This window comes from Streptococcus oralis, assembly GCF_023109155.1.
In the GTDB taxonomy this organism is placed as follows: Bacteria; Bacillota; Bacilli; order Lactobacillales; family Streptococcaceae; genus Streptococcus; species Streptococcus oralis_BZ.
In genome coordinates this window covers 248630-262555 of sequence record NZ_JALDUA010000002.1, presented here as the reverse complement: position 1 = coordinate 262555, position 13926 = coordinate 248630, and the positions used below count along the sequence as shown (strand labels likewise).

Annotated in this window: 12 protein-coding genes; 10 read left to right on the top strand and 2 right to left on the bottom strand. The window is 39.7% G+C overall.

Annotated features, from left to right (window positions below; genetic code table 11):
* The first annotated feature begins 24 nt into the window (after nt 1-24).
* From pta to M1F63_RS05245, 6 genes are all read left to right on the top strand, one after another.
* Entirely contained in the window at nt 25-999 is a 975-nt protein-coding gene (gene pta, locus M1F63_RS05270; RefSeq protein ID WP_049484120.1) for a phosphate acetyltransferase, read from the top strand.
* An 82-nt stretch (nt 1000-1081) separates the two neighbouring features.
* Nucleotides 1082-2260 carry an A/G-specific adenine glycosylase gene (mutY, locus tag M1F63_RS05265; RefSeq protein WP_049520345.1) on the top strand — a complete coding sequence of 393 codons (1179 nt, stop codon included), beginning with the start codon at nt 1082-1084 and terminating at the stop codon, nt 2258-2260.
* A gap of 56 nt (nt 2261-2316) precedes the next feature.
* Nucleotides 2317-3024: a response regulator YycF gene (yycF, locus tag M1F63_RS05260; protein ID WP_000722058.1), complete on the top strand. Its 708-nt coding sequence runs from the start codon at nt 2317-2319 to the stop codon at nt 3022-3024.
* Nucleotides 3017-4366, top strand: a complete 1350-nt coding sequence (gene vicK / locus M1F63_RS05255) for a cell wall metabolism sensor histidine kinase VicK (protein WP_049520344.1) — start codon at nt 3017-3019, stop codon at nt 4364-4366. Before yycF ends, vicK begins: the two co-directional genes overlap by 8 nt.
* A 1-nt stretch (nt 4367) precedes the next feature.
* Complete coding sequence (locus tag M1F63_RS05250; protein WP_070567443.1) at nt 4368-5177, top strand: MBL fold metallo-hydrolase; 810 nt, start codon at nt 4368-4370, stop codon at nt 5175-5177.
* 86 nt (nt 5178-5263) lie between these two features.
* Nucleotides 5264-6037, top strand: coding sequence for a potassium channel family protein (locus M1F63_RS05245; protein WP_049520343.1), 774 nt, complete (start codon nt 5264-5266; stop codon nt 6035-6037).
* 37 nt (nt 6038-6074) lie between these two features.
* Here M1F63_RS05245 and M1F63_RS05240 read toward each other — a convergent pair whose 3' ends face one another.
* Both M1F63_RS05240 and M1F63_RS05235 read right to left on the bottom strand, forming a co-directional pair.
* Nucleotides 6075-6422: a DUF6568 family protein gene (locus tag M1F63_RS05240; RefSeq protein WP_247940906.1), complete on the bottom strand. Its 348-nt coding sequence runs from the start codon at nt 6420-6422 to the stop codon at nt 6075-6077.
* A 110-nt stretch (nt 6423-6532) separates the two neighbouring features.
* Complete coding sequence (locus M1F63_RS05235) at nt 6533-8251, bottom strand: phospho-sugar mutase (RefSeq protein ID WP_247940905.1); 1719 nt, start codon at nt 8249-8251, stop codon at nt 6533-6535.
* Between the two features lie 409 nt (nt 8252-8660).
* Between M1F63_RS05235 and M1F63_RS05230 the strand changes: the two genes are divergently transcribed.
* The 4 genes from M1F63_RS05230 to M1F63_RS05215 all read left to right on the top strand — a co-directional run bounded on the left by M1F63_RS05230 (nt 8661) and on the right by M1F63_RS05215 (nt 13915).
* Nucleotides 8661-9815, top strand: coding sequence for a DUF5105 domain-containing protein (locus M1F63_RS05230; RefSeq protein ID WP_247940904.1), 1155 nt, complete (start codon nt 8661-8663; stop codon nt 9813-9815).
* A gap of 78 nt (nt 9816-9893) precedes the next feature.
* Entirely contained in the window at nt 9894-11795 is a 1902-nt protein-coding gene (locus M1F63_RS05225; RefSeq protein WP_247940903.1) for an ABC-F family ATP-binding cassette domain-containing protein, read from the top strand.
* Between the two features lie 2 nt (nt 11796-11797).
* On the top strand, nt 11798-12661 hold the full coding sequence (locus tag M1F63_RS05220) for an Rgg family transcriptional regulator (RefSeq protein ID WP_247940902.1): 864 nt from the start codon (nt 11798-11800) through the stop codon (nt 12659-12661).
* Between the two features lie 81 nt (nt 12662-12742).
* On the top strand, nt 12743-13915 hold the full coding sequence (locus M1F63_RS05215) for an MFS transporter (protein WP_247940901.1): 1173 nt from the start codon (nt 12743-12745) through the stop codon (nt 13913-13915).
* The last annotated feature ends 11 nt before the right edge of the window (nt 13916-13926 follow it).

The window sequence follows — 13926 nt, the reverse complement described above, 5'->3', positions numbered from 1 at the left end:
TTATTTTCTTAAAGGAGAAAACTCATGGAAGTTTTTGAAAGTCTCAAAGCCAACCTGGTTGGCAAAAATGCTCGTATCGTTCTCCCTGAAGGAGAAGAGCCACGTATTCTTCAAGCAACAAAACGCTTGGTAAAAGAAACAGAAGTAATCCCTGTTTTGCTCGGAAATCCTGAAAAAATTAAAATTTATCTTGAAATTGAAGGAATCATGGATGGTTATGAAGTCATTGACCCTCAACACTATCCTCGATTTGAAGAAATGGTTGCTGCTTTAGTAGAGCGTCGTAAGGGCAAAATGACTGAAGAAGAAGCGCGCAAAGTTTTGGTTGAAGACGTCAATTACTTTGGTGTGATGCTAGTCTACTTGGGCTTGGTTGACGGTATGGTATCTGGTGCAATTCACTCAACTGCTTCAACAGTTCGCCCAGCCCTACAAATCATTAAAACTCGTCCAAACGTAACTCGTACTTCAGGTGCTTTCCTCATGGTTCGTGGTACGGAACGTTACCTATTTGGAGACTGTGCCATTAACATCAATCCAGATGCAGAAGCTTTGGCTGAAATTGCGATCAATTCAGCAATCACAGCTAAAATGTTTGGTATTGAACCTAAAATTGCTATGCTAAGCTATTCTACTAAAGGTTCAGGTTTTGGTGAAAGTGTTGATAAGGTAGTGGAAGCTACAAAAATTGCTCACGACTTGCGTCCCGACCTTGAGATTGATGGTGAGTTGCAATTTGACGCTGCCTTTGTTCCTGAAACTGCAGCTCTTAAAGCTCCAGGAAGTAATGTAGCTGGTCAAGCAAATGTCTTTGTCTTCCCAGGTATCGAAGCAGGAAATATTGGGTACAAGATGGCAGAACGTCTCGGTGGTTTTGCGGCTGTCGGACCTGTTTTGCAAGGATTGAACAAACCAGTTAACGACCTTTCTCGTGGATGTAATGCAGATGATGTGTACAAGTTGACCCTTATCACAGCAGCTCAAGCAGTTCATCAATAAGATTTAGTCCTCTTTCCCATGGGAAGAGGCTTTTTAGTACTGAGAAAAGGACAGTTAGAAGCTTCTATGTTATACTAGACATATGTTAGATTTGAAAGAATACGATATCGTCATGTGGCCAGAGGAGAAGATCATTTCTTTTCGTGAGAAACTCCTTAATTGGTATGATGAAAACAAGCGAGAACTACCTTGGCGGAGAAGTAAAAATCCTTATCACATCTGGGTATCTGAAATCATGCTGCAGCAGACCAGGGTGGATACAGTTATTCCATACTACGAACGATTCTTGGACTGGTTTCCAACTGTTGAAAGTCTGGCCAATGCCCCTGAAGAACGTTTGTTGAAGGCTTGGGAGGGATTAGGCTATTATTCTCGAGTGCGCAATATGCAGGCTGCAGCTCAGCAGATTATGACTGACTTTGGGGGGCAATTTCCAAACACTTATGAAGGAATATCTTGCCTGAAAGGGATTGGCCCTTATACTGCGGGAGCTATTTCCAGTATCGCTTTTAATTTGCCTGAGCCAGCGGTCGATGGCAATGTCATGCGAGTTTTGGCACGCTTGTTTGAGGTTAATCATGATATCGGAGTTCCCAGCAATCGAAAGATTTTCCAAGCTATGATGGAAATCTTGATTGACCCGAAACGACCAGGTGACTTTAACCAAGCTCTGATGGATTTAGGTTCTGACATAGAGGCTCCAGTTAATCCTCGACCAGAAGAAAGCCCTGTTAAGGACTTTAGCGCAGCCTATCAGAATGGCACCATGGGTCTTTATCCGATTAAAGAACCCAAGAAAAAGCCTCTGCCAATTTATCTCAAGGCCTTAGTTGTACGCAATGACCGTGGGCAATATTTACTAGAGAAAAACGAAAGCGAGAAACTACTAGCCGGTTTTTGGCACTTCCCATTGATTGAAGTTGATGATTTCTCAAGTGATGACGATCAGCTAGATCTCTTTTCGCAAGTCAAAGAGGAAAGCAGAGCATTTGGACCAAGCCCTCAAGAAAACTTTGAGCAAGATTATGATTTAGAAGTGAATTGGTCCCATCAAGTATTTGACCAGGTCAAGCATGTATTTAGTCATCGGAAATGGCACATTAAAATCCTAGCTGGTCAGGTGACAGAAACAAAACAGTTTTCGGACAGAGAAATTCGTTGGGTTTCTCCTCAGGAGTTTTCTGACTATCCACTTGCGAAACCTCAACAAAAAATTTGGCAGGCTTATAAAACAACTTTTGAAGATAAAGGCCTACAGTAGCCATTTGTGCCTTCTTTGCATTTTTTTGTTATAATAGATAGAGAAAAGGTGATAAAATGAAAAAAATATTAATTGTAGATGATGAGAAACCAATCTCAGATATTATTAAGTTTAATATGGCCAAGGAAGGTTATGAAGTTGTTACAGCCTTCAATGGTCGTGAGGCAATCGAGCTATTTGAAGCAGAGCAACCAGATATTATTATTCTCGACTTGATGCTACCTGAAATTGATGGTTTAGAAGTTGCTAAAGCTATTCGTAAGACTAGTAGCGTGCCGATTATCATGCTCTCAGCTAAGGATAGCGAGTTTGACAAGGTTATTGGTTTAGAGTTAGGTGCAGATGATTATGTTACAAAACCTTTCTCAAACCGTGAGTTGCAGGCTCGTGTCAAGGCTCTGCTTCGTCGTACAGACTTGGTTTCTGTGGATAGCCAAGAGTCTGACGAGAAGAAGACGCAACCTTTACAAATTGGTGATTTGGAAATCGTTCCAGATGCTTACGTGGCTAAGAAATATGGTGAGGAGTTAGATTTGACCCACCGTGAGTTTGAACTCTTGTATCACTTGGCTTCTCATATTGGACAAGTGATTACACGTGAACACTTGCTTGAGACTGTATGGGGTTATGACTATTTTGGTGATGTTCGTACGGTGGACGTGACCATTAGACGCTTGCGTGAAAAAATCGAAGATACACCAAGTCGCCCAGAGTACATTCTCACACGTCGTGGTGTTGGATACTATATGAGAAATAATGATTGAAGATATTAGACAAACTATTCTGAACAGCGATTTTATCTTTATCTTGATTTTACTTGGTTTTATCTTGGTGGTGACCTTGCTGTTACTGGAAAATCGTCGGGATAATATCCGTCTAAAGGAGATAAATCAAAAGGTTAAGGACTTGATTGCAGGTGATTATTCTCAAGTTTTGGACTTGCAAGGAAGTACAGAAATCACCAATATCACCAATAATCTGAACGATTTATCAGAAGTTATTCGTTTGACCCAAGAAAATCTGGAACAAGAGAGTAAACGATTGAACAGTATTCTTTCTTACATGACAGATGGCGTTCTTGCGACCAATCGCCGTGGCCAGATTACCATGATCAACGATATGGCCAAGAAACAGCTCGGTGTGCAGAAAGAAGATGTTCTGAATAAAAGCATCCTCGAATTGCTTAAGATAGAAGATGAGTATGAGCTGCGTGACCTGATTACACAGATTCCTGAGTTGACGATTGACTCCCAGGATGTAAATGGGGAATACCTAAGCCTTCGTGTACGTTTTGCTCTGGTTCGTCGTGAGTCAGGTTTCATCTCTGGTTTGGTTGCCGTTTTACATGATACAACTGAGCAGGAGAAGGAAGAGCGTGAGCGAAGACTCTTTGTTTCGAACGTGAGTCACGAGTTGCGAACTCCTTTGACCAGTGTTAAATCTTATCTTGAAGCCTTGGACGAGGGAGCTCTTTATGATCCTGTTGCTCCTGATTTTATCAAGGTTTCACTCGATGAAACCAACCGTATGATGCGGATGGTGACAGATCTCTTACATCTCTCTCGTATTGATAATGCGACAAGTCAGCTAGATGTGGAATTGATTAATTTTACTGCATTCATCACCTTTATTCTCAACCGATTTGATAAGATGAGAAGTCAGGATGACGAGAAAAAATATGAGCTTGTCAGAGATTACCCTATTAATTCAGTTTGGATCGAGATTGATACCGATAAGATGACTCAGGTGATTGATAATATTCTTAACAATGCCATCAAGTACTCACCAGATGGTGGCAAAATTACTGTCAGCATGAAGACCACAGATGACCAGATGATTTTATCCATCAAAGACCAAGGTCTAGGTATTCCAAAGCAAGATTTGCCGAAGATTTTTGACCGATTCTACCGTGTGGATCGTGCAAGAAGTCGGGCTCAAGGTGGAACTGGTCTAGGTCTGGCTATCGCAAAAGAAATCATCAAACAACACAATGGCTTTATTTGGGCAAAAAGTGAATACGGTAAGGGATCGACCTTTACCATTGTGCTCCCTTATGATAAGGATGCCGTAAAAGAAGAAATATGGGAGGACGAAATAGAAGACTAGAATGAGTGAAATAGGCTTTAAATACAGTATTTTAGCATCAGGTTCCAGTGGAAATTCCTTTTATCTGGAAACCCCAAAAAAGAAAATCCTAGTGGATGCAGGCTTGTCTGGTAAGAAGATTACCAGCCTACTAGCTGAAATCAATCGCAAACCTGAAGATCTGGATGCAATCTTGATTACGCATGAGCATTCAGACCATATCCATGGAGTCGGTGTCTTGGCTCGTAAATATGGCATGGATCTTTACGCCAATGAAAAGACCTGGCAGGCTATGGAAAATAGTAAGTATCTCGGTAAGGTGGATTCATCTCAGAAACACATTTTTGAAATGGGAAAAACCAAAACTTTTGGTGATATCGACATTGAGAGTTTTGGGGTCAGCCATGATGCAGTAGCACCCCAGTTTTACCGATTTATGAAAGACGACAAGAGCTTCGTCATGTTGACTGACACAGGTTATGTTAGTGACCGTATGGCAGGAATTGTTGAGAATGCTGACGGTTACCTCATCGAATCCAACCACGACGTGGAAATCTTACGAGCTGGATCTTATGCTTGGCGACTCAAGCAGCGTATCCTATCTGATCTCGGTCACCTTTCTAACGAAGACGGAGCTGAGGCCATGATTCGTGCTATGGGAAATCGAACCAAGAAAATCTACCTTGGCCACTTGTCCAAAGAGAACAATATCAAGGAGCTGGCTCATATGACCATGGTCAATCAGCTAGCCCAAGCTGATCTGGGAGTCGGAGTTGACTTTAAGGTTTACGACACTTCACCAGATACCGCAACACCATTGACAGATATATAAAAAGAAGGCGAGTGCCTTCTTTTATTCTGTGTTTTATCAGGAATTTAGTGTGGTATAATGATTAAAAAAACTAAAGGAGTAGCAGTGTGAAGAGAAAATGGCTATTAAAGGATTACTATGACACAACGATTATCATACTTGCATTGATATCAGTTGTCCTTGTCTTGCTTGGATTTGCTGAGATGATTGATTTGGATAATCCACCCTACAGTATTATTGATTTACTAATTTGGTTTGTTTTTGTGATAGATTATGGTTGGCGGTTCTTTTCAAGTAAAGAAAAATGGAGATTTATACTTGAAAATATCTTCGACTTGCTAGCTATCCTTCCTTTGAATGCTATTTTTACAGTATTTCGATTAGGGCGTATCTTCCGCTTAGCAAGGCTGACAAAATTACTGAAACTAACTCGTCTTTTAAGAGTCGTTGGATTGACTGGCAAGTTGGAAAAGAAGGTTGGAAAACTCTTACGAACAAATGGCTTACTTTATATTTTATATCTCAATTCCTTTATTGTACTGGTAGGTAGTTCAATTTTATCTGTTGTTGAAGAAAAATCATTCTCAGATAGTCTTTGGTGGGCGCTTGTGACTGTAACGACTGTTGGTTATGGAGATATTGTTCCTGCGTCGATTTTTGGGAAGTGGTTAGCTGTTTTACTAATGCTTGTTGGTATTGGCACAATAGGGATGTTAACGAGTGCTTTGACAAACTTTTTTGTAAAGGATAATCCGGATGATCAGATAAAATTTGATAAACTCCAAGACGAATTAATAACTCAAAGAATATTACTAGAGAAACAATCTGAGAAGATAGAAGAACTGCATAGAATGATACAAGACTTGCTTGAAAAAAAGTAATTTAGACCATACAAAAACCACTCGACGAGTGGTTTTTTTACAATCCAGCAAAGTCCTTGATTTCTTGTGCGGACATGGAAGAGTCGCAACGGACCTTGATTTGTCCATCTGCAATGTGAACAAATCCTGGTACGGTTGGAATTCCATAACGTGAGCGGAATTCTTGTAATTCATTAAGTTGGCTTGGTTCTTCACTGTTGATGAAGTAGATGAGGGCTTTAGTTTCAGCAACGACACCTGCCAATGTGCCAGCAAATTTACGGCAGTAAGGGCAAGTTTTGCGACCGATAAAGAAGGTTGCAGTTTCTTTTTTATCAAGAGCTTCTTGCGCACGCGCAACTGTAGTGACTTCAAGGTCTTTGATGTTTTCTAAAAATTGTTCCATGAGATTACCTCGCTTTCATTGATAAGTCTAGTATGCCATAAAGTTTCTAAAATTGCTTAGATTTGATACGAAAAAAGATGAGATTGGTTGGTCTCATCTTTTATAATTTCTTATTTTACAAAAGCATTGATTTCCGCTTCGATGTTGGCAATCTTAGCTTGTGAATCTTCATTACTTTCACCCACAACAGCAATGTAGAATTTGATTTTTGGTTCAGTACCAGAAGGGCGAACGGCAATCCATGAACCGTCAGCAAGTGTATATTTCAACACATCACTTGGAGGAGTTGTCAAGTTCGTAACAGTACCATCAGCAGCAGTAGCAGTTTGAGCCTTGAAGTCTTCTACGACAGTGATAGTTGTTGCGTTCCATTCTTTTGGACCATTGTCACGGAATTTAGCCATGATGGCTTTGATTTGTTCAGCACCATCTACACCAGAAAGAGTTACAGAGATAGTCTTTTCAGCATAGTAACCGTATTCTTTGTAGATTTCTTCGATACCGTCAGCAAGAGTCAAACCACGTGAACGGTAGTAAGCAGCAAGCTCAGCAACGACAAGAACGGCTTGGATAGCATCTTTATCACGTACGAATGGTTTAATCAAGTAACCGAAGCTTTCTTCAAATCCCATCATGTAAGTGTGATTGTGTTTTTCTTCGAATTCTTGGATTTTCTCTGCGATAAATTTGAAACCAGTCAAAACGTTGAACATGGTTGCCCCGTAGCTTTCAGCAATCTTCGTTACCAAGTCAGTTGATACGATAGACTTGCAGAGAGCTGCATTTTCAGGAAGAGTACCAGCATTTTTGTGAGCTTCCAAGATGTATTTAGCCATGATAGCACCGATTTGGTTACCTGAAAGGTTAAGGTAGCTACCATCTTTTTGAAGAACTTCAACACCAACACGGTCAGCGTCAGGGTCAGTCGCCACAAGAACGTCTGCACCAACTTGACGACCAAGTTCTTCAGCAAGGGCAAAGGCTGCTTGGCTTTCTGGGTTTGGAGATTTTACAGTTGAGAAGTCTGGGTCTGCAGTTGCTTGTGCTTCAACAACTTGAACAGAGTCAAATCCTGCTTGGGCTAGAGCACGACGAGCCAACATTTCACCCGTACCATGAAGTGGTGTGTAGACAATCTTCATGTCTTTACCGAATTCTTCAATCAAGGTTGGGTTGATGTTTACGTCCTTAACTTCTTTAAGGTATTCTGCATCAACAGCTTCGCCGATAACTTCAATTAAACCAGAAGCTTTTTCAGCTTCGACATCAGCAACTTCCACAGCGAATGGATTTTCGATAGCACGAATGTAAGTTGTCAAAGCATCTGCATCATGTGGAGGCATTTGTCCACCGTCTTCTCCGTAAACCTTGTAACCGTTAAATGGAGCAGGATTGTGACTGGCAGTAATCATGATACCTGCGAAACAGTTGAGGTGACGAACAGCGAATGAGAGTTCTGGAGTTGGACGGAGGCTTTCAAATACGTAAGATTTGATACCGTGTTTAGCAAGAACTGCCGCAGATTCAAAGGCAAACTCAGGTGAGAAGTGACGGCTATCATAGGCAATTGCCACACCACGTTCTTTTTCGTTTCCACCTTTTGACTCAATCAAACGAGCCAAACCTTCGGTAGCTTGACGAACAACGTAGATGTTGATGCGGTTTGTACCAGCACCGATCAAACCACGCATACCAGCAGTACCAAATTCAAGATTGGTATAAAAGGCATCTTCCTTTGTTTTTTCGTCCATATTTTCCAAATCTTGACGAAGGTAGTCTGGAAGGTCAGCAAAATCGATCCATTTTTGATAATTTTCTTGGTAAGTCATAGAGTGTCTCCTTTGTTTATTTGCTTTAATCGCTTTCATTATATCACGATTTGACATTTTAGTAAAACGTTAGCATAACTTAAAATGTAGGAAATTTACTTATGCACTTTAGCGGGAAAATGGTGGGGACTGTGCTAACTTATACTAAGTTAGGGATGAAAATCAATTATCTAATTTTTTAAAATATTAAAAGTTATAGTATTTTTGTGGGATTTTAAATAAAATAAATCGTAAATATTGTTATATTCTATTCTTTTTATAAAGAATCCTTTAATGTATCAAATGAACATATAGAAAAATTTAAGTTAAAACTCTATAAATTTAAGATATTTTGAAAATATCTGGTTTCTGTTTTGATTTTTATTCTGCGTATGGTAAAATATAGTAAATCATTAAAGGAGAATCCATTATGAAAAAAATTCTTAAGCATTCTGCCTTGCTTTTATCAGCTTTAGCACTGGTTGCCTGTGGAGCTTCTAAGAAAGCAAGCGACAATGGTACAGCTTCAAACTCTAACTTTGAGGTTTCTGTAAAAGACGGTATGTATGTATTGCCTAAAGATGAGGATTCATCATCAACATACCTTGCACTTCAAGTCGAAATCAAGAACAATCGCGATAAACAGTTTAGTTTTACTAGCCAAGATATCACGCTTTATAATGAAAAAGATGAAAAATTACAACCAATTCAAATTTATGAAAGTGACAGTAAAACGAAATTTATGTCATATGGAGACAAACTTTCTAAAGGAAAGAGCGTTGCTGGTTATGTAGTGTATGAAGTCGACAAGAATGCTAAGTATGAACTTCACTTCGCGCCTAGCTTTTACGATGACATCAAAGAAGATTCTAAAAAGAATAACGATGTAGCAATCAAGGTGGATCCAAGTCAGTATGAAGACAATATTGATGAAGCAAAAGATGTAATGAAAAAATATGTTGATGCTGTTTACCTTAATGGGGAAAGCTCTGGTGGTGGAACGAACCTAAGTGCTACTGACAATAAGTCGCAAGTTGTAGCACTTGCTGATGATAAAAAATCTTCTGATGACAGTGCTGAATTCACAAACGATGTGAAAGCTGATAAAGAAGAGTTTATCAAGAAATTCACAGAGTCATTCGGAAAAGGTTTCTATAACTACAAACCTTCTGATTCAGAACTTAGAACATTCGCAGATGCTTACATCAAAGCAAATGCTAAGAGAGCAAAAGTTGATTACAAGGTGAAGACATATTTGCCAGATTATGCTGTTGTTTATGTTCGACCAGAAACAATTGACTTGGATAATTTGAATGTTCATGAATTGAGCCGTAAATTCTACGAAGAAAACAAAGGCAAATATAGCAACTACTCAGAAGCTATGAAAGCTGGTGAGAAATATATTTTAGAAAATGCACCAAGTCAATTTGATTCAACTCCTCTAGACACTAGTGATAACATGAAGAAAGAGGGTTATGAAATTAAAATGACCAAGAAAGATGGTAAATGGACCATCGACACCTCTTCTAAAAACTATAGTTTGAAAGATATGGCTCGCACATTCCGTGGAGGCATTGGATACTAAGATGAAAGGTTCGGGTTTATGACTCGAACTTTTTTCATTGCAATTGTGCAAAAGAGAAAAAGATAGTAAAATAGAGGTATGATTATTTTACAAGCTAATAAAATTGAACGTTCTTTTGCAGGAGAGGTTCTTTTTGATAATATCAACCTGCAAGTTGATGAACGAGACAGGATTGCTCTTGTTGGGAAAAATGGTGCAGGTAAGTCTACTCTTTTAAAGATTTTGATTGGAGAAGAGGAGCCAACTAGTGGAGAAATTAATAAGAAAAAAGATATCTCTCTGTCTCACCTAGCACAAGATAGCCGTTTTGAGTCTGAAAATACCATCTACGATGAAATGCTTCACGTCTTTGATGACTTGCGTCGGACAGAGACACAACTGCGTCAGATGGAGTTGGAGATGGGTGAAAAGTCTGGTGAGGATTTGGATAAACTGATGGCGGATTATGATCGTTTATCAGAGAATTTCCGCCAGGCTGGTGGCTTTACCTACGAAGCTGATATTCGAGCGATTTTGAATGGATTCAAGTTTGATGAGACTATGTGGCAGATGAAAATTGCTGAGCTTTCAGGAGGACAAAATACTCGTCTGGCTCTGGCCAAAATGCTCCTCGAAAAGCCAAATCTCTTGGTCTTGGACGAGCCAACCAACCACTTGGATATTGAAACGATTGCTTGGCTAGAGAATTACTTGGTGAACTATAGCGGCGCCCTCATTATTGTCAGTCACGACCGTTACTTTTTGGACAAGGTTGCGACGGTTACACTCGATTTAACTAAGCATTCCTTGGATCGTTATGTAGGCAATTACTCTCGTTTTGTTGAACAGAAAGAGCAAAAACTAGCAACTGAAGCAAAAAACTATGAAAAGCAACAGAAGGAAATCGCGGCTCTAGAAGACTTTGTCAATCGCAATCTAGTTCGAGCTTCAACGACCAAACGTGCTCAATCTCGCCGTAAACAACTAGAAAAAATGGAGCGTTTGGACAAGCCTGAAGCTGGCAAGAAATCAGCCAATATGACCTTCCAGTCTGAAAAAACGTCAGGAAATGTTGTCCTGACTGTTGAAAATGCGGCTATTGGCTATGATGGGGAAATATTGTCAGAACCTATCAACCTTGACCTCCGTAAAATGAATGCTGTCGCTATCGTTGGACCAAATGGTATTGGTAAGTCAACCTTTATCAAGTCTATCGTGGACCAGATCCCTTTTATCAAGGGAGAGAAGCGTTTTGGTGCCAATGTTGAGGTTGGTTACTATGATCAGACTCAAAGTAAGCTAACACCAAGTAATACGGTTCTGGATGAACTTTGGAATGATTTTAAACTGACACCAGAAGTTGAAATCCGCAACCGTCTTGGCGCCTTCCTTTTTTCAGGAGATGATGTCAAAAAATCTGTAGGCATGTTGTCTGGTGGCGAGAAAGCTCGTTTGCTTCTTGCCAAACTTTCAATGGAAAACAACAATTTCTTGATTTTGGACGAGCCGACCAACCACTTGGATATTGATAGCAAGGAAGTGTTAGAAAATGCTCTGATTGATTTTGATGGAACCCTTCTTTTTGTCAGCCACGACCGTTACTTTATCAATCGTGTAGCCACTCATGTACTGGAATTGTCTGAGAGTGGTTCAACCCTCTACCTTGGAGATTATGACTACTATGTTGATAAAAAGGCTGAAATAGAAGTCAGTCAGACAGAGGAAGCTTCAATGAGTAATCAAGCAAAAGAAGCAAGTCCAGCTAATGACTATCAGGCCCAGAAAGAAAGTCAGAAAGAAGCCCGTAAGCTCATGCGCCAAATAGAGAGTTTAGAGGCTGAAATCGAAGAGTTAGAAACTCAAAGCCAAACCATTTCTGAACAAATGCTGGAAACCAACGATGCTGAAAAACTCATGGAATTTCAGACTGAACTGGACAAAATTAGCCATCGTCAGGAAGAAGCCATGCTTGAGTGGGAAGAATTGTCGGAGCAGGTGTAAAGATGAAACATCTTGGAAAGGTATTTCGTGAATTTCGAACAAGTGGGAAGTACTCCTTAAAAGAGGCGGCAGGTGAATCATGTTCAACCTCTCAGCTATCTCGCTTCGAGCTTGGGGAGTCTGATCTAGCGGTTTCTCGGTTCTTTGAGATTTTGGACAATATTCATGTGACTATTGAAAATTTCATGGACAAGGCTAGAGATTTTCAAAATCATGAACATGTTGCCTTGATGGCACAGATTATTCCGCTTTACTACTCAAATAATATTGCAGGTTTTCAAAAGCTTCAAAGAGAACAACTTGAAAAGGCTAAGAGTTCGACCAATCCCCTCTATTTTGAGCTGAATTGGATTTTGTTACAAGGGCTGATTTGTCAAAGAGATGCTCATTACACGATGAGTCAGAGTGATTTGGAAAAGGTAGCAGATTATCTTTTTCAAACAGAAGAATGGACTATGTATGAGTTGATTCTTTTCGGGAATCTCTATACTTTCTACAATGTGGACTATGTGGCTCGGATTGGCAGAGAAGTCATGGAGCGAGAAGACTACTACAAAGAAATTGGTCGGCATCGAAAACTTGTTTTGATCTTAGCTCTTAACTGTTACCAGCATTGTTTGGAAAACCGTTCCTTTGCGGATGCGGACTATTTTGAGGGCTATGTAGAGAAGTTGATTGGAAATGGTATCAAGCTTTATGAGCGTAATATCTTCCATTATCTCAAAGGTTTCTTTCTCTACCAGAGAAACTTGAAAGAAGAAGGCTGTAGTCAGATGCAGGAGGCTATGCATATTTTTGATGTGCTTGGACTTCCAGAGCAAGTGGCTTACTATCAGGAACATTATGAAAAATTTGTAAATGCTTAAATTTCCCAAATAAGGGAAATATGAAGGAACTCCTTTCAGTTTTGATACAATAGTTTCAAAATTTGAGAGGAGTTTTTTTATATGAATCGACATGCAATCCAGTTGATTAGTCGTGGTGCTATTAATAAAATAGGAAATATGCTCTATGATTATGGAAATAGTGTTTGGTTAGCATCAATGGGAACGGTAGGACAGACTGTTCTTGGGATTTATCAAATTTCTGAACTCGTCACATCGATTCTGGTCAATCCCTTTGGCGGAGTGATTTCAGACCGCTTTTCGCGTCGCAAAATTTTGATGACGACGGACTTGATTTGTGGCGTTCTTTGCTTAGCTATTTCTTTCATCAGAAATGATAGCTTGATGATTGCTGCTCTGATCCTCGCAAATATTGTTCAGGCGGTTGCCTTTGCATTTTCTCGTACAGCTAACAAAGCCATTATAACTGAAGTTGTAGAAAAAGAAGAGATTGTGACCTATAATGCTCGCTTAGAGCTCGTTTTGCAGGTTGTAGGCGTTAGCTCCCCTGTACTTTCTTTCATCGTTTTACAATTTGCCAGTCTCCATATGACGCTTGTTTTAGATGCCATTAGTTTTTTCATCGCATTTATCTTAGTAGCTTTCCTCCCCAAAAAAGAGGCTAAGGAGCAAGTGAAAAGGACTCTCAGATGGAAAAATATTTTTGCTGATATGAAAGAAGGGATTCGCTATATTTGGCGCCAGCAAGAGATCTTTTTCCTTTTGGTAGTCGCTTCCAGTGTTAATTTCTTTTTTGCAGCTTTTGAATTTCTCCTCCCTTTTTCAAATCGACTATACGGGGTAGAAGGAGCTTATGCAACTATTTTGACTATGGGCGCTATTGGTTCGATTATCGGAGCTCTTCTAGCTAGTAAAATAAAGGCAAGTGTTTATAATCTTTTGATTCTATTGGCCTTGACTGGAGTTGGAGTTTTTATGATGGGGTTACCATTGCCAACTTTTCTTTCCTTTTCTGGAAATTTAGTTTGTGAACTGTTTATGACGATTTTTAATATTCACTTTTTTACTCAGGTGCAAACCAAGGTTGAGGGGGAATACTTGGGGAGAGTCCTAAGCACAATTTTTACCTTAGCCATCCTATTTATGCCGATTGCAAAAGGCTTTATGACGGTGCTGCCAAGTGTTCATCTCTCTTCTTTTCTGATAATTGGAAGCGGTGTTATCATCCTGTCTTGTTTCTCCCTCGTTTATGTGCGAAGTCATTTTAAAAAATAGTTATAATTTCT

Bases quoted from the DNA above. Each gene is read 5' to 3' on its own strand.
- M1F63_RS05235 (WP_247940905.1), bottom strand. From the start codon at position 8,251: ATGACTTACCAAGAAAATTATCAAAAATGGATCGATTTTGCTGACCTT.
- yycF (WP_000722058.1), top strand. From the start codon at position 2,317: ATGAAAAAAATATTAATTGTAGATGATGAGAAACCAATCTCAGATATT.
- M1F63_RS05225 (WP_247940903.1), top strand. From the start codon at position 9,894: ATGATTATTTTACAAGCTAATAAAATTGAACGTTCTTTTGCAGGAGAG.
- vicK (WP_049520344.1), top strand. From the start codon at position 3,017: ATGATTGAAGATATTAGACAAACTATTCTGAACAGCGATTTTATCTTT.
- M1F63_RS05230 (WP_247940904.1), top strand. From the start codon at position 8,661: ATGAAAAAAATTCTTAAGCATTCTGCCTTGCTTTTATCAGCTTTAGCA.
- M1F63_RS05220 (WP_247940902.1), top strand. From the start codon at position 11,798: ATGAAACATCTTGGAAAGGTATTTCGTGAATTTCGAACAAGTGGGAAG.
- mutY (WP_049520345.1), top strand. From the start codon at position 1,082: ATGTTAGATTTGAAAGAATACGATATCGTCATGTGGCCAGAGGAGAAG.
- pta (WP_049484120.1), top strand. From the start codon at position 25: ATGGAAGTTTTTGAAAGTCTCAAAGCCAACCTGGTTGGCAAAAATGCT.
- M1F63_RS05215 (WP_247940901.1), top strand. From the start codon at position 12,743: ATGAATCGACATGCAATCCAGTTGATTAGTCGTGGTGCTATTAATAAA.
- M1F63_RS05250 (WP_070567443.1), top strand. From the start codon at position 4,368: ATGAGTGAAATAGGCTTTAAATACAGTATTTTAGCATCAGGTTCCAGT.
- M1F63_RS05240 (WP_247940906.1), bottom strand. From the start codon at position 6,422: ATGGAACAATTTTTAGAAAACATCAAAGACCTTGAAGTCACTACAGTT.